Below are 16,307 nucleotides of genomic sequence, written 5' to 3' on the forward strand. Positions count from 1 at the left end.
CCTCGGGCGACCGGCCAGTCCCGGATCAGGACGTGGGAATAGGGTCAGACGCGGCAGGAGGGACCAGCGATGCCGCGAGTGGCGGTATTATGCCATAGTCGTACGCTCAGCGCAGCCGTTCGATCGCCGTGGCCAGCCGGTCGGCGAGGCGGTCCAGATCCTGCCCGAGCGCCTGGACCAGAGCCGGATAGCCATCGGCCTCGAGTGGCGTGGTCAAGCTGAAGGGCGTCAATGCCAGCAGTTCACCACTGGCGTCGCGGAGCTGCCAGCGCCCCTCGGCCACGGCCATGCCGTCGTGGCGACCCTGGAAGCGGTCCATCTCGAGTCGCAGGCTCAGGGGAGCGTCGCCCCGGGCGGTGTCGCCGTCGAGCATGATCCGCGTGTCGGGCAGGCGGGTGGCCAGACGATCGCGCAGCCCGCGCTCGAGCTGGCGGCCCAGCGGCTCGGCCCATTGGTGCCCCTTGGCCTGCTGGACGGTGATGTCGTCGAGCTGGAAGACGATGCCTTCCACGTCGAGATAGCGTGCCAGCCGGATGGGGCGTATCACCAGCAGCCGCTCGGTCGAGGCATCGATGGCATCGTCGGCCAGCGGTGCGTCGGGCAGGGTGTAGTGGGTCGGCGGCGTGCCGCCGGTGGCGCAACCGCTCAGCCAGAGGGCCGCCAGGGAGGCGGCGAACAGGTTGGCAAGACGCATCATGGCTGGCTCCTTGTGTCGGGGGCGCGGGGCGTCGGGTCCTCGGCGTCGATGCTGTCGAACAGCAGGGCCCGGGGATCCTCGCTGATCTTGCGCGCCGCCGGTTGCAGGTCGCGCATCAGGCGCTCGACCTGATCCAGGGTGTCGGTCAGCTCGCGATAGGCCGGTGAGTCGGCAGACAGCCCTTCCAGGGTGCCCTGGAGTTCTTTCAGGGTAGCGTTGAGGCTTCCCGGCAGCTCCCGGGTGCCAGGGTCGTCGAGCAGGGATTGCATGCTGGCGGTCAGCTTGCGGACTTCCTCGAGCATGGCCTTCGATGTCGTCAGGTTGTCTTCCAGGCCGGTGAGGATCGGCGCGACCTCGAGGGCATTGAGCTTGTCGAGCAGGGCCGTGACCTGCGACTGAATCTGTGCCAGTCCCGTGGAGGTGGTGGGGAAGACCGTGCGTCCGGCGAAGGTTTCCGCCTTGTGTTCGCCGGCGCGTTGATCGTCGAAGGTCAGGTCGACGAACAGCGCGCCGGTCAGCAGGCTGCCGCTTTTCAGCGAAGCGCGCAGGCCCAGCCCGAACAGGCGGTCGAAGCGTTCCCGCCAGTCGTCGAGATCCAGTTTGTCGACGCCCAGTCGCTGTGGCTCGATGCGGATCAGTACCGGGATGGCCAGGCGGTCGCGGTCATCGGGCTGCGGGGCGGTGAAGTTCCAGGGCACGCTGGCGACCGTGCCGAGGCGCACGCCGCGGAACTCGACCGGGGCGCCCTTGGAGAGTCCCCTGACGGTATTCTCGACCAGCAGTACATATTCGAGATATTCGTCGAAAGTGCCTTCGCGGGCGCTCTGCTCGTCGGGATGCAGGGTGAAGGTGGTATCCGGCGACACCGGCTGACCCGGTGGCAGGTCTTCCGGCACGCCGAAGGTGACCCCGCCGCCGAGCAGGGCTTCGACCGACTCGACCTGCAGGTTGATGCCCTGGGAGTTCAGGCTGAAATCGATGCCGCTGGTGGACCAGAAGCGGGTGTTGTGGGTGATCAACTGGTTATAGGGGCTTTCGATGAAGATCCGATGGTGCATCTGCTGGGTGTCGACATCGAAATCGGCCTTTTCCACGCGACCGACCGGAAAGCCCTGGAAGGTGATGGGGTCGCCCACGCTGAGGGCGTTGCCGACCTGGCTGGTCAGATTGATGCGGATGCCTTCGGCGCCGGGTGGTGCCACGGGAGGCTGGTCACTGACCTCGAAGGTTCGTGCTTCCTTGTCGCTCTGGCCGGGTTCGAGCTGCAGGTAGGCACCGGACAATACGGTGTTGAGGCCGCTGATGCCCTCGCGTCCGATGCGTGGCTTGACGACCCAGAAGCTGCTGTCCTCGACCAGCATGGGTTCGGCCTGCGATTTCATGCGGGCCTTGATGATGACGCGCGACTGGTCGTCGGAGAGCGATACCGACTCGACCTGGCCGATTTCGACGTTGCGCGTCTTGATCAGGGTGCTGCCGGCCTCGATGCCATCGGCACTGTCCATGGTCAGGGTGATCAGCGGCCCGCGGCTGGCGTAGTTGTCGTACACCAGCCAGGCGCCGATCAGCAGTGCCACGATGGGGACGATCCAGATCGGCGACAGCCGGGCCTGGCGCGAGGTATGGGCGCGGTGTTCGTCATCCCGATCAGTGTCGCGGGCAGTATCGTTCATGAAGCGCTTCCTTGTTTCATGTGAGGCGTTTCCTGTGAGGCACGACCGGATCGTCCCAGATCAGCCTGGGATCGAAGCTCATGGCAGCCAGCATGGTGATCACCACCACGCCGCCGAAGGCCAGGGCGGCGGGGCCGGGGGTGATCGACATCAGGTTGCCGGCGCGAATCAGGGCCACCAGGATCGCCACCACGAAGATATCGACCATCGACCAGCGACCGATGAACTCGGTGAGGCGATACAGTCGGGTGCGGGCCAGGGCATTCATGCGGTGGGCGCGCGGCGCCACCAGGCACAACCAGGAAAGGGCGATCAACTTGCCGAGGGGCACGATCACGCTGGCCACCAGGATCACCATGGCCACCGGCCAGGACCCCATCTCCAGCAACTGGACCACGCCGCCGATGATGGTGGAAGGATTGGGCCGACCGAGACTGGTAGTGGTCATGATCGGGTAGACGTTGGCCGGGATGTAGAGCACGGCGGCGGCGGCCAGCAGGGCCCAGGTGCGTTGCAGGCTATGGGGCTGGCGTGCATGCAGGGGTTCACCGCAGCGCTGGCAGCGTCCCTTGCCCCGGGCGTCCAGGCGATTGACGAGCCCGCAGGTGGCGCAGCCGGTGAGCCCCTGGCCGGCGGCGGTTTCCCCGGTACGACTGCCTTCGGGAGCGCTGGGCTCGCCGGCCAGGGCGAACCATAGCCAGTCCCGGTCCACGGACTGGGTGGTGGCGACCAGCAGGACCACGAAAACGCCGAAGGCCCAGAATCCGGGGCCGAGCTCGATCTGGGCGAGTCCGGCGATCTTGATCAGGCTGACCAGGGTGCCGATGAGGAAGACATCGGCCATCATCCAAGGTTGCAAGTGTGCCAGCGAGCGGGCTATACCTCGGCTGGCCAGCAGGGGAGCGCCGCGTAGCAGTCCTGCCTGCAACCAGACCACGCCGATGAGGTAGAGGGTGGGCAGCACCAGGATGGTCAGCAGCACGGCGATGGCCACCAGTGGCTCGTGGTAGCCGATCAGTTGGGTGGCCGACTGGGTCAGTTCGATACGGTTGCCTACGCCGCGGACGCTGAAGCCGAGGAAAGGATAGGTCACCGCCAGGGCGAGCGTTATCAGCGAGGCCAGGGCCAGCGCCATGCTGCGCTGGGCGGGATAGCGATGGCGACGTACCTCGGCATGGCCGCAGCGCGGACAGGTCGCCTGTTCGCCAGAGCGCAGAGGGGGCAGGGCCATCAGCCAGTCGCACTGGTGACAGGCACGCAGGCGCCGCCGCGAATGCCGCGTCTCGGGCGGGGCCTGATCGACGAGAGGGGCCTCTCTGAGCATGGTGATGGGTCGCGAAGCCGGCCTTGGCACTAGGCGGTCATCCTCCTGGCACCGGATTGAGTCCAATCCCAAGTGTGTCACGTTGACGCCGGAGGGGCCATAGTCAAACATACAAACCCGAATGTTCCGATGGAGATACCATGATACTTCCCGTTCTGGCGGTGGTGGCGGGACTGGTCCTGCTGATGTGGAGTGCCGAGCGCTTCGTCGATGGCGCGGCGTCGACCTCATCGCACCTCGGGCTTTCGCCCCTGTTGATCGGGATGCTGGTAATCGGCTTTGGCACCTCGGCGCCCGAGCTGGTGGTCTCGGTCATCGCAGCGGCCCAGGACAATCCCGGTCTGGCGCTGGGCAATGCCTACGGCTCGAACATCGTCAACATCGGCCTGATTCTCGGCCTGGTGGCGTTGATTTCCCCATTGGCCGTGCACTCGAGCATGATCCGTCGCGAACTGCCGATCCTGGGGGGCGTGACCCTGCTCTCGGCATTGCTGCTGATGGGCGGTGTTCTGGGGCGCTTCGAGGGAGCCTTGCTGTTGCTGATTCTCGTGGGGTTCATGGGATTCAGCATATGGCAGGCCTTGAAAATGCCCGACGATGCGATGTCCGCGGATACTGAACAGGATATTGCCTCCCATCCGATGTCGCTGCGTGCCGGGCTGGTCTGGACGCTGGTCGGTCTGTTGCTGCTGGTGGTCAGCTCGCGCCTGCTGGTTTGGGGGGCCGTGTCCATTGCCCAGAGCTTCGGGGTCAGTGACCTGATCATCGGGCTGACGGTGGTGGCCGTGGGGACTTCTCTGCCCGAGCTGGCCTCCTCGATCAGCGCTCTGCGCCGTGGAGAACACGACCTGGTGCTGGGCAATGTGGTGGGTTCCAACCTGTTCAATACCCTGGGTGTGGTGGGCCTTGCGTCGCTGATCACGCCGATCGAGGTGGCGAGCGAGGTGCTGTGGCGAGACTGGACGCTGATGACGGCCATGACGGCCCTGATGATGGTCTTCGCTCTGGGCTGGCGGGGGCGTGCGGGGCGTATCAACCGTCTCGAAGGCGGAGTGCTGCTGCTCATGTACCTGACCTATACCGGTTTCATGATCAGCCTGGTGGTGCAGGGTGGGGCTGCCTAGCCACCTGCGACAATAAGTTGATCAACTGCGACAACGCGACGCTCCGGAATTCCCGACTTTAGGGATAGCATGAACCTAGGCGAGCGAGGCCATGTAATGGGGGCTCGGGACAGGCCGTAACCCCAGGGTCGTTTCTATCGTCTAGGCTGTTGCATGAACGGAGGCTTAAACGCTTCTGTTTTGTCCTGAGTGAGGGAACCTGGAGTCTGCCATGGAACTTGATCCACTATTGCTGTCGCGATTGCAGTTCGCATTCGTGGTGTCCTTTCACGCCATCTTTCCCGTCTTCTCCATCGGGCTCGCGTCCTATCTCGCGGTGCTCAATGGGCTGTTCTACCGCACTGGCAACCCGGCCTGGGAGCGCCTGGCCATGTTCTGGGCCAAGGTCTTTGCGGTGGTCTTCGCGATGGGTGTGGTGTCGGGCATCGTCATGTCCTTCCAGTTCGGCACCAACTGGAGCAACTTCTCCTTTGCTGCCTCGAACTTCCTTGGACCCTTGCTCAGCTACGAGGTGGTCACGGCCTTCTTCCTCGAGGCGACCTTCCTCGGCGTGCTGTTGTTCGGACGCCACAAGGTGCCACAGGGGGTTCACCTGTTCGCTTCCATCATGGTGGCGGTGGGGACCTTCATTTCGGCATTCTGGATCCTTGCGGCCAATAGCTGGATGCAGACGCCGGTGGGTACGGAACTCATCGACGGTCGTTTCCATGTGACTTCCTGGTCGGAGGCGATCTTCAATCCCTCCTTCGGGTACCGCTTTGCTCACATGGTACTGGCGTCCTTCCTCACCGGCGGTTTCGTGGTAGCCGGGGTCAGTGCCTGGTACCTGCTGATCGGGCGCGATGCCGAGGCCAATCGCAAGGCCTTCTCGATGTGCCTGTGGCTGTTGCTGGTGCTGGCGCCGACCCAGGCGGTGGTGGGGGATTTCCATGGCCTCAATACCCTGGAGCATCAGCCGACCAAGGTGGCGGCCATGGAAGGCAACTGGGAGACACAGTCGCACACGCCGCTGCTGCTGTTCGCCTGGCCGGATCAGGATGCCCAGGGGAACCTCGTCGAGTTCGGCATCCCGGGCCTTGCGAGTCTGATCCTGACGCACCATGTCGGTGGTGAAGTGCCGGGCATCAGTGAGGTGCCGCCGTCGGAGCAGCCGCCCGTGTGGATGGTCTTCTGGTCCTTCCGCCTCATGGTCGCCCTGGGAGTGGCGATGATCGGTGTGGCATTGGCCGGGCTCTGGCTGCGCGTCAAGGGTCGCCTGTACGACCAGCGAGGCTTCCTGCAACTGATGCGGGTGATGAGTGTGTCGCCGTTCCTGGCGGTGCTGGCCGGTTGGTTCGTGACGGAAATCGGTCGCGCTCCCTGGCTGGTCTACGGAGTGATGGACCAGGCCGAGGCGCTCACGCCCTCGCTGAGTGGCTGGATGGCGTTGACGACCCTGGTGGGATACATCGCCGTCTATGCCATCGTGTTCTGGGCCGGTTTCTACTACCTCACCCGGGTGGTGCGCCAGGGCATGCTGCCGGACCTCGAACCCCACGACGACGAAGTTGAGCGGCCCGCGCGTCCGTTGTCTGCCGCCCACGTGCCCTTCGAGGACGCCTCCAATCAACCGGGCAGGAGCTGAGCCATGGAAATGTTCGATCTGTCATTGATCTGGGCCCTGATCATCGGCTTCGGGGTGATCATGTACGTGCTCATGGATGGTTTCGACCTGGGCGTGGGGATTCTCTTTCCCTTCGCGCCGGACGAGGCCGGGCGCGATGTGATGATGAACTCGGTGGCGCCGATCTGGGACGGCAACGAAACCTGGCTGGTCCTGGGAGGCGCCGGGTTGCTGGCGGCCTTCCCGCTGGTCTATTCGGTGTTCCTGCCGGCGCTGTACCTCGGGGTATTCCTGCTGCTGGCCGGGTTGATCTTCCGGGGCATCGCCTTCGAGTTCCGCTTCAAGTCGCATCGTAATCGCCACTGGTGGAATCGTGCCTTCTGCTGGGGCTCGGCGGTGGCGGCCTTCGCCCAGGGCGTGGTGGTCGGCGCCTATATCCAGGGCTTCGCCGTCGAGGACTTCGTCTATGTGGGCGGTCCGCTCGACTGGCTGACGCCCTTCACAGTGCTGACCGGCCTGGGCCTGATGGCGGGCTATGCGCTGCTCGGTGCCACCTGGTTGATCATGAAGACCGAAGGGCGGCTTCAGGATTGGGCCTACGGCCTGGCGCCCAAGCTGCTGATTGCGGTACTGGCGGTCTTCGCGATCATCAGTTTCTGGACGCCCTTCGTCGACGAGTCGGTGCGCGAGCGCTGGTTCGGCCACCTGGATCTGATCTGGATCTTCCCGGTGCTGGCGCTGGCCTGTGCGGCGCTGCTCTGGCGTGCCGTGCGTCAGCGTCGCGAGGGGCAGCCCTTCATCGCGACACTCGGCCTGTTCGTCTTCACCTACCTGGGCCTGGTGGTCAGCAAGTGGCCGGTGATCGTGCCGCCGGACTACACCATCTGGGATGCGGCCTCGGCGCCCGAGTCACAGCTCTTCCTGCTGATCGGCGTGCTGTTCGTGATTCCCCTCGTGCTGACTTACACCGCCTGGACCTACTGGGTGTTCCGCGGCAAGGTTCGGGAGGGTGACGGTTATCACCACTGAGTCCGGGCACGACATGAAAGGGGAATTGACACCCCGCGCCTGGCTGGCCGGACTGGCAAGGACCGAGCGTCGTCATCTGACACTGGCAGTGATCGCCGGCACCGTGGCGGGACTGCTGACCATCGCCCAGATGGCGACGCTGGCCTGGCTGGTGACGTCGATGCTGATCGAAGGAGCCGCACCGTCGTCGCTGGCCGCAGGATTTGCGGTGCTGGTGGCGATGATCGTGCTGCGAGCCCTGGCCCAATGGGGGCAGGAAAGCGCCGGCCTGACCGCCAGCCTGCGCGTGCGGGCACGGGCCCGTCGCGAGCTGCTCGATCATCTCGAACGCCTCGGTCCGGTCGGGCTGGCCGGCCACCACAGCGCCAGCCTCGCCAACCGGGTGGTCGATCAGGTCGAGGCGCTGGATGGTTACGTGGCACGCTTTCTGCCGCAATTGCGCCTGGCGGTGGCGATCCCTCTGCTCATCCTCGGCGTCGTGGTCTGGCTGGACTGGCTGGCGGCCCTGTTCCTGTTGCTGGCTGCGCCATTGATTCCCCTGTTCATGGCATTGGTGGGAATGGGCGCCGAACAACTCAACCGCGAGCAGTTCGATACCGTATCGCGGCTCTCCCGCCATTTCATCGACAGGGTGCGGGGCATCACCACACTGCAGCTCTTCGGGGCCGGTGAGCGAGCCACCCACGAAGTGCATGCCGCCGCCGACGACTATCGCCGGCGCAGCATGCGCACCCTGCGTCTGGCGTTTCTTTCCTCGGCGGTGCTGGAGTTCTTTGCCGCCGTGGCCATCGCCGTGGTGGCCATCTATGTCGGCTTCGGGCTGCTTGGCTATATCAGTTTCGGGCCGGCCGACCAACTGACCCTGTTCAGTGGCCTGCTGGTGTTGCTGCTGGCACCGGAGTTCTTTCAGCCGCTGCGCAACCTGTCGCAGCATTATCATGACCGCGCCGCTGCCCTGGGGGCCGCGGAGGGCATGGTGGCCCTGCTCGGTGAAACCCCGCCGCGCGGCGCCGAGGCGCTGCCTGAGTGCCGGACCGAGGCGCTGGTCGAGCTGGAAGCCGTGACGGTGTCGTATCCGGAACGGGGCCGGGTGCTAGGTCCCCTGGATCTGGCGCTGCAACCCGGCGAGATACTGGGTGTGAGCGGCCCGTCCGGCGTCGGCAAGTCGACCCTGTTGCAGCTTTTGGCCGGCTTTATCGCCCCGACGTCGGGGCGACAGCGCGCCGCCACTGGCCTGAAGGTGGCCTGGATGGATCAGCGGCCACTGCTGATCCATGGCAGCCTGGCCGACAATCTACGCCTGGCGGCCCCCGAGGCGGATGATCGGTCGCTGCATCTCGCCCTGGAGAAGGCCGGGCTCGGCGAGCTCATCGCGGCTTTGCCCGAGGGGCTGGAAACGCCGTTGGGCGAACGCGGTGTCGGGCTTTCAGGCGGCCAGGCCCAGCGCCTCGCCCTGGCGCGTATCTTTCTTTCTTCGGCGCCCCTGGTGCTGCTGGACGAACCCACGGCGAGCCTGGACGACGACAGCGAAGCCCGGGTGCTCGAGGCGTTTTCGGCGCTGGCGGAGCAGGGCCGGACCCTGGTGATCGCCAGCCATCGGATGGCGCCCCTGGCCCTGGCGACGCGCAGGCTTTCGCTGGTCCGGGAAGGGGCGCATGAGCAAGACATGCGCGAGGAGGCGATGCATGGCTGAGGCCACCCCGGGACTGTTCACCACGCTGCGCCCCTGGCTCGTGCATCTCGGCCGGCGTCGCCGGCGCCTGCTGGCGGGAGCGGCCTTGATGCTGCTGGCCCTGGCGGCAGCACTGGGTTTGCTGGCGCTGTCGGGCTGGTTCATTACCGCCACCGCGCTGGCCGGCCTGGTGCTGGCGGCAGGGGGCACGATAATGCTGGATGTCTACGTGCCTGGTGGCGGCATTCGCGCCTTCGCGGTGACGCGAACCGTAGCGCGCTATCTGGAGCGTCTGTACAACCACGACACCGTGCTGCGGCTGTTGGCCGACCTGCGTGGCCACATGTTCGCGGTTCTGGTCGATCTCGATGGCGCCAGCCTGAGCCGGCGGCGTGCCAGCGACTGGCTGAATCGGCTGACCGCCGACATCGATACCCTGGACAGCCTCTTCCTGCGTCTGCTGGCGCCGGCCCTGGTGGCTCTGCTGGCGATTCTCGGGCTGAGTGTCCTGCTGGCGGTATGGGCGCCGTCGGCGGGCCTGGCGGCGGGGCTCATCCTGGGGCTCGCCTGGTGCTGGCTGACGATCGGCCAGGCCCGCTGGGGGCTGGCCGCCAGCCGGCGGCGCGTGGCGGAGTTGGAAAGATTGCGCGGGCGCGTGATCGAGCACCTCTCGGGCATGGCGGAGCTGGAAACGCATGGGGCGCTGGCCGAGCAGCGTCGGCGCCTGGATGCCATCGAAACGCGGTTGCGCGACGATCAGTACCGGCTGGGAAGACTCTCGGCTCTGGGCTCGGCATTGGCCGGCCTGGCGGTCGGCCTGGCCTGGTTGCTGGCCTTGTGGCTCGGGGCGCGGTTATGGGCGGCCGAGGCCTTGTCCGGCCCCGTGATGGTGATGATGCCGCTGGCTGTCCTGGCGATGAACGAGGCTCTCATGGCGTTGCCCATGGCTTTTACCCAGTTCGGTGCCACCCAGGCCGCCGCCGAACGCCTCAATGCTCTGGAGGCCGCCCGTCGTCCGTCGGGAAGGCCCCACGAAGGGCCACTGCCGCCGCCAGGACCGCTGTCGGTGAGCCTGGAACGGGTCAGTCTGCGTTATCCCGGCGCCTTGACGGCCGTTCTCGATGACTTCTCGCTTCAAATCGCACCGGAAGAACGGCTGCTCCTGTGTGGTGCCTCGGGGATCGGCAAGTCGAGCGTGGCAGCCTTGATTGCCGGTCAGATCGTACCCGATAGCGGTCGAGTGTGCCTGGGTGGTGTCGATATCGAACATTTCCAGGCACGCGCCCTGCGTCGTCGCCTGGCCTTGTTGACCCAGGGTAGCGAGCTGTTCGACGACAGCCTGGCGGCGAACCTGCGCCTGGGCGATCCCGAGGCTTCCGACGAGCGCTTGTGGCATCTGCTCGATGCGGTCGAACTGGGCGAGTGGGCCAGGGAACTGCCGCATGGCCTCGCGACGCGAGTGGGCGAAGGCGGTCGCCGTCTCTCCGGCGGGCAAGCGCGACGGCTGGTACTGGCACGCCTGCTGCTGCGCGACCCGGAGCTGGTCATCCTCGATGAGCCCTTCACCGGTCTCGACGCGACGACCGCGCATCGGCTGGCCGAGCGTCTCGATGCCTGGCTGTCGGGGCGAACCGTCATCTATCTCGCGCATCGACACGATGACGCGGCCATGCCTCTGCCCGGAGTGACACGCACGATCGATCTGACAGCCCGCACCGGATCACCGCTTTGCGCAACCGGTCAGAATCTTTCAGGATAGGGCAAAGTATCGAACGAGGTGATTCATGCGGGACTTTCTCAAGCGCCTGCCCAAGGCCGAGCTTCATCTGCACATCGAGGGCACTCTGGAGCCCGAACTGATGATGGCGCTCGCCGAGCGAAACGGCGTGAGCCTGCCCTATGCCTCGGAGGACGAGGTGCGCGCCGCCTACGACTTCGAGGATCTGCAGTCCTTCCTGGACCTGTACTACCAGGGCATGAGCGTTCTACGCACCGAGCGCGACTTCCACGACCTGGCCATGGATTACTTCCAGCGCGCACATGCCGAGGGTGTGGTGCATGTCGAGTTGCATGTCGATCCCCAGGCTCACCTGGCGCGGGGCGTATGCCTGGAAACGGTGATGGAAGGACTCGGCCAGGCCCGTCGACGCGCCGAGCGCGAGCTCGACATGTCCACGGCGCTGATCATGGCCTTCCTGCGCGACCGGCCTGCCGAGGAGGCGATGCGATTGCTGGAACGTGCCGAACCCTACTGGGAGATCCTGGATGCCGTGGGGCTCGACAGCGCGGAACTCGGCCATCCGCCGGCCAAGTTCGCCGAGGTCTTCCAGCGAGCCCGGGCCCTCGGGCTGCCGCGGGTGGCTCATGCCGGCGAGGAAGGGCCGCCCGAGTACATTCGCGAGGCGCTGGATGTGCTGGATGTCTGCCGGGTGGATCACGGCGTGCGTTGTCTGGAAGACCCCGAGCTGGTCGCGCGCCTGCGCGAGCAGGGCACGGTGCTTACCGTCTGCCCGCTTTCCAATCTGCGCCTGAAGGTCGTCGAACGCCTCGACGACCATCCCTTGCCCGAACTCCTGAAATCGGGCCTGAACCTGACCCTGAATTCCGACGACCCGGCCTATTTCGGTGGCGGCATGCTGGAGAACTTCGAAGCCTGCCAGCGTGCCTTCGACTGGTCACGCGGCACCTTCATCGACCTGGCCCGCAATGCCATCGACGCCGCCTTCATGAGCGAGACGCGCCGCACTGAGCTGCTCGAACGCCTGAAGACCTGCGGCTAGACGTTGTGGGGAAGGGGCGTGCCATCAGGGCACTCTGCGCCGGGTGATGTCCGTTTCGGCTACGCCGGCGTCGCAATCGGAATGCTGTTCCCGCCCGAGGCGTTCCACGCTGCTTGAGAATACTCGGGTTCAGGACGGTGGCGCCACCGGGTGGCGCCTCGCAAGGGGGCGAGATGACCGACTATATGCCGTGGCACGACGACGAACCCCTGGCTGAAGAATCCCTGCCGCTGGAGACATCTTCCCCCGATTGGCCGCCTCCCGGCTCGCCGGATATCGTCATCGCCCGTGCGGTGACACCGCGGCCCATCACCGAGGTGGCCGCTCGGCTCGGCATCGCGCCCTCGGATCTGCTGCCCTATGGCCATACCAAGGCCAAGCTGCCTCACGCCTTCACCGACGACCTGGCCGAGCGCCCCCGGGGCAAGCTGGTGCTGGTCACGTCCATCACCCCGACGCCTGCCGGAGAAGGCAAGACCACCGCTACCGTCGGGCTCGGCGACGGCCTGAACCGGCTTGGTCATCGCGCCGCCATCTGCCTGCGTGAACCCTCTTTGGGCCCCTGTTTCGGCATGAAGGGCGGTGCCGCCGGCGGCGGTCGTTCGCAGGTGATTCCCATGGAGGATATCAACCTGCACTTCACCGGCGATTTCCACGCCATCACCAGCGCCCACAATCTGCTGGCCGCCCTGATCGACAACCACCTCCACTGGGGCAACGAGCTGAACCTGGATCCCGAGCGCATCACCTGGAAGCGGGCGATGGACATGAACGACCGGGCGCTGCGTCACCTGACCGTCGGCCAGGGCGGGCAAAGCGTGCCGCGCAGCGATGGTTTCGACATCACGGCGGCCTCCGAGATCATGGCGATCCTCTGCCTGGCGCATGATCTCGACGATTTGCAGCGGCGCCTCGGCGAGATCGTGGTGGCACGCACCCGCGACGGCGCGCCGGTCCTGGCCCGCGATCTCAAGGCCGACGGCGCCATGGCGGCACTGCTCCGGCAGGCTCTGGCGCCCAACCTGGTGCAGACTCTCGAGCACAACCCGGCCTTCGTCCATGGCGGGCCTTTCGCCAACATCGCCCACGGCTGCAATTCGGTGATGGCCACCCGCTCGGCGCTGGCCCTGGCCGACGTAGTGGTGACCGAGGCCGGTTTCGGAGCCGACCTGGGCGCCGAGAAGTTCTTCAACATCAAGTGTCGCCAGGCCGGCCTGGCGCCCAATGCCGTGGTGGTGGTGGCCACCCTGCGTGCCCTCAAGATGCACGGTGGCGTCGACAAGGAGGCGCTGGATCAGCCCGATCCGCAGGCGGTGCGTCGTGGCACCGCCAATCTGGCCCGTCACGTCGAGAATATTCGCAGCTTTGGCGTGCCGCTGGTCGTGGCGGTCAACCAGTACGATCAGGATTCGGACGAGGAGCACGCCGTGCTGCGCGAGGCCTGCGAGGCGATGGGGGTGGAAATGACGGTCAGCAGCCATTGGCGGGATGGCTCGGCCGGCAGCGAGGCGCTGGCCGAGCGGGTGGCTGCGTTGCTCGATGCGCCGACGACGGCGCCGACACTGACCTATGCGGACGAAACTTCCCTGGTGGACAAGGTGCGCAGCATTGCCACCCGGCTCTATGGGGCCGCGGACATCAGCCTGGAGGACCGGGCTCGCCGCCAGCTCGAGGAATACGAGGCGCTGGGCTACGGCCACCTGCCGGTATGCATCGCCAAGACGCAGTACAGCTTTGCCGCCGACCCCGAACTACGAGGTTTGGTCGAGGGACATGTGCTGCCGATCCGCGAGGCCGAACTGGCTGCCGGGGCCGGTTTCGTGGTGATACTGTGCGGGGCCATCATGCGTATGCCGGGCATGCCGCGCCACCCGGCCAGCGATGGCATGCGGCTGGACGAAGCCGGCGAGATCGAAGGACTTTCCTGATGCGTTCGGCGACTCGATCGCCTCGGGTCGCCGAACGCGCTACTCACCCCCAATGGGTCAGCACCACGCCGGCCAGGATCAACCCTCCGGCCAGCAGGCGTTCCCGGCGCAATGGCTCCTTGAGCCAGATCATTCCGATGGCAATGGCGAACAAAACGCTGGTCTCGCGCAGCGCGGCCACCAGCGCAATCGGCGCCTGGGTCATGGCCCAGATGGTGACGCCATAGGCGCCGAGGGAGAGGGCGCCTCCGATCAGCCCGACCCGCCAGTGGCGACCGAGTTGCGGCAGTGTTCGAGTGCCGTGAAGAGCGACCAGAACCAGCAGCATGCCAAAACCGTCGAGCAGGAACAGCCAGATGACATAGCCGGTAGCATCACCGTTGGCTCGCGCGCCACTGCCATCGGCCAGGGTATAGCCGGCGATGAATGCGGATGTGATCAAGGCATTGACCAGCGAGGCATGCTCGAGCCGGTAGCGGCGCCCTCCAGGGAATGCCATGCACAGGATGCCGAGCACCAGCAGGCCGATGCCGGCATAGCCAAGAGCGGAGGGCTGGTCGCTGAGCAGGCCGATGCCGATCAGCGTGACCAGCAGTGGCGCACAGCCGCGCGCGATGGGGTAGATCTGGCCCAGGTCGCCGACCCGGTAGGAACGGGCGAGAAAGATGTTGTAGCCGATATGCAGGATCACCGAGGCCAGCAGCCAGGGCCAGGCGGCGGCGTTGGGCAGCGGCACGAAGGCTACACCGAACAGCGCGATGATGCCGCAGCCGACCTGGATCAACGAGATGCTCAGCAGGCGGTCCAGCCCGACCTTGACCAATGCATTCCAGCTGGCATGCATCAAGGCGCTGGCCAGCACGGCGAGAAAGACGGGCGTCGTCAATGCATGTCCCTTGCGTCAATGAAGCGGTAATCCCTGGTGCCGGACAACGCGTGCGAAGACGCCATCATCCTTTGCCTCGTTCTACCATGTCACAGAGTCGACACAAAGGTCGATGTCACGCCCTGGATCATCGCGACGGCGAAGCCGCACGAGAGCGAAGGACGCCTGGGGCATCGACGCGCCCTGCAGGACCACCCCGATGTTTCGGGGTGGCTGCGAGTGGGTCAGCTGGCCACCGCTGCTGCCTGGCTGGCGGTGTCGCGTTGGTGAACGCATGCGCCGTTGGCCCAGGTGGCGTGAACGGCACGGTCGTCGCCCAGCATCATCAGTGCGAAGAGACGTTCGGCGAGCGTCCGGCAGCGGGCGGTACGCCGTGCCAGCAGCGGGGTGGCCTCGGGGTCGAGCACCACGATATCGGCTTCGCCGCCTTCGCGCAGCCGGCCGATGTGTTCGTCAAGGTGAAGGGCGCGGGCGTTGCCCAGGGTCAGTCGATAGAAACCCTGCCAGGCGGTCAGCGGTTGATCGAGCAACTGGCCGACCTGATAGGCGGCCTTGAGGGTGCCGAGACCCGAAAGATCGGTGCCGCCACCCACGTCGCTGGCCAGGCTGGTGGCCAGGCCGGCCTCCTGACAGGCCTGACGGTCGAAGAGACCGCTGCCCAGGAAGAGGTTGGAGGTGGGGCAGAAGGCGATATTGGCCCCGGCGTCGGCCAGTCGGCGACGCATCGGCTGGGTAAGGTGGATGCCATGGGCGAAGGTGCTGCGCGGCCCGACCAGGCCGAAACGTTCGTAGACGCCCAGGTAATCCTCACACTCGGGGAAGAGTTCGGCGACCCAGTCGATCTCGCCGAGATTCTCCGAGAGATGTGTCTGCAGGTGCAGGTCGGGGGCATTCCTCAGCACCGCGCCGGTGGCGTCGAGCTGTTCGCGGGTGGAGGTCGGGGCGAAGCGCGGCGTCAGGGTATAACCCAGCCGGTCCCGTCCGTGCCAGTCGGCGATCAGGCGCTCGCTGTCGGCGAGACCGCCGAGGGTATCGTCGAGCAGGCCGTCCGGTGCGTGGCGATCCATCAGCACTTTGCCGGCCAGCATGCGCAGGCCACGGCGACGGGCGGCATGGAAGAAGGCATCGACGGAGCCGGGGTGGGAGGTGCAGAACACCTGGGCGGTGGTGGTGCCGACCCGCAAGGATTCGTCGAGAAAGGCGTCGGCGACGCTCTCGGCGTGGGCGCGTTCGGCGAAGCGGCATTCTTCCGGGAAGGTGTATTCGTTGAGCCAGTCGAGCAGTTGCCGGCCGTAGGAGGCCATGATGTCGAGCTGGACGTAATGCACATGGGTGTCGATGAAGCCCGGCATCATCAGCTTGCCGCTATAGTCGACCACTTCGATGCCGGCGGGCAGTCGAGGGGCCAGCTCGGTGTAGTCGGCGACGGCGCGAATGCGGCCCTCGTCGAGCCAGAGGGCGCCGTCCTCGAGATAGCGTACGCTGCCGGACGCGGGACTGTCGCCATCGCCGGGATCGGCGTCGAAGCTCAGCAGGGGGCCGCGCAGAACGCGCATGGCGGGTCGGGGGTTGGTCATAGAATTCTCCAATC

12 protein-coding genes are annotated in these 16,307 nt (G+C 66.1%); 7 read left to right on the forward strand and 5 right to left on the reverse strand.

Annotated elements, in window-relative coordinates:
* Nucleotides 1–106: 106 nt before the first annotated feature.
* Genes HELO_RS07970 through HELO_RS07980 form a run of 3 tightly spaced genes read right to left on the reverse strand, consistent with a single transcriptional unit; the run spans nt 107 to nt 3,694 of the window.
* On the reverse strand, nt 107–697 hold the full coding sequence (locus tag HELO_RS07970) for a PqiC family protein (protein WP_013332208.1): 591 nt from the start codon (nt 695–697) through the stop codon (nt 107–109).
* Nucleotides 694–2,370, reverse strand: coding sequence for an intermembrane transport protein PqiB (pqiB, locus tag HELO_RS07975; RefSeq protein WP_013332209.1), 1,677 nt, complete (start codon nt 2,368–2,370; stop codon nt 694–696). Before pqiB ends, HELO_RS07970 begins: the two co-directional genes overlap by 4 nt.
* 16 nt (nt 2,371–2,386) lie before the next feature.
* Nucleotides 2,387–3,694, reverse strand: coding sequence for a paraquat-inducible protein A (locus HELO_RS07980; RefSeq protein WP_041602007.1), 1,308 nt, complete (start codon nt 3,692–3,694; stop codon nt 2,387–2,389).
* A gap of 140 nt (nt 3,695–3,834) precedes the next feature.
* Between HELO_RS07980 and HELO_RS07985 the strand changes: the two genes are divergently transcribed.
* The 7 genes from HELO_RS07985 (at nt 3,835) to HELO_RS08015 (ending at nt 13,830) form a co-directional block, all read left to right on the forward strand.
* Entirely contained in the window at nt 3,835–4,818 is a 984-nt protein-coding gene (locus HELO_RS07985; RefSeq protein WP_013332211.1) for a calcium/sodium antiporter, read from the forward strand.
* A 211-nt stretch (nt 4,819–5,029) separates the two neighbouring features.
* On the forward strand, nt 5,030–6,442 hold the full coding sequence (locus HELO_RS07990) for a cytochrome ubiquinol oxidase subunit I (RefSeq protein WP_013332212.1): 1,413 nt from the start codon (nt 5,030–5,032) through the stop codon (nt 6,440–6,442).
* Between the two features lie 3 nt (nt 6,443–6,445).
* Nucleotides 6,446–7,450 (forward strand): cytochrome d ubiquinol oxidase subunit II, encoded by a 1,005-nt coding sequence (gene cydB / locus HELO_RS07995; RefSeq protein ID WP_013332213.1) that lies wholly within the window; start codon nt 6,446–6,448, stop codon nt 7,448–7,450.
* 13 nt (nt 7,451–7,463) lie between these two features.
* Nucleotides 7,464–9,143: a thiol reductant ABC exporter subunit CydD gene (gene cydD, locus HELO_RS08000; RefSeq protein ID WP_041602008.1), complete on the forward strand. Its 1,680-nt coding sequence runs from the start codon at nt 7,464–7,466 to the stop codon at nt 9,141–9,143.
* The gene (gene cydC / locus HELO_RS08005; protein WP_109637403.1) at nt 9,136–10,881 is read left to right on the forward strand and encodes a thiol reductant ABC exporter subunit CydC; all 1,746 of its coding nucleotides are present in this window, start codon (nt 9,136–9,138) and stop codon (nt 10,879–10,881) included. Before cydD ends, cydC begins: the two co-directional genes overlap by 8 nt.
* A gap of 25 nt (nt 10,882–10,906) precedes the next feature.
* A complete protein-coding gene (locus HELO_RS08010) occupies nt 10,907–11,902 on the forward strand; it encodes an adenosine deaminase (RefSeq protein WP_013332216.1) in 996 nt (331 codons plus the stop codon).
* A gap of 173 nt (nt 11,903–12,075) precedes the next feature.
* Entirely contained in the window at nt 12,076–13,830 is a 1,755-nt protein-coding gene (locus tag HELO_RS08015; RefSeq protein ID WP_013332217.1) for a formate--tetrahydrofolate ligase, read from the forward strand.
* Between the two features lie 43 nt (nt 13,831–13,873).
* Here the strand turns inward: HELO_RS08015 and HELO_RS08020 are convergent, their stop codons facing one another.
* Together HELO_RS08020 and guaD are read right to left on the reverse strand one after the other, a co-directional pair.
* Nucleotides 13,874–14,716 (reverse strand): EamA family transporter, encoded by an 843-nt coding sequence (locus HELO_RS08020; RefSeq protein ID WP_013332218.1) that lies wholly within the window; start codon nt 14,714–14,716, stop codon nt 13,874–13,876.
* 224 nt (nt 14,717–14,940) lie between these two features.
* A complete protein-coding gene (guaD, locus tag HELO_RS08025) occupies nt 14,941–16,293 on the reverse strand; it encodes a guanine deaminase (RefSeq protein ID WP_013332219.1) in 1,353 nt (450 codons plus the stop codon).
* Nucleotides 16,294–16,307: the final 14 nt, after the last annotated feature.

Origin of the sequence: Halomonas elongata DSM 2581, assembly GCF_000196875.2 — a bacterium.
In the GTDB taxonomy this organism is placed as follows: Bacteria; Pseudomonadota; Gammaproteobacteria; order Pseudomonadales; family Halomonadaceae; genus Halomonas; species Halomonas elongata.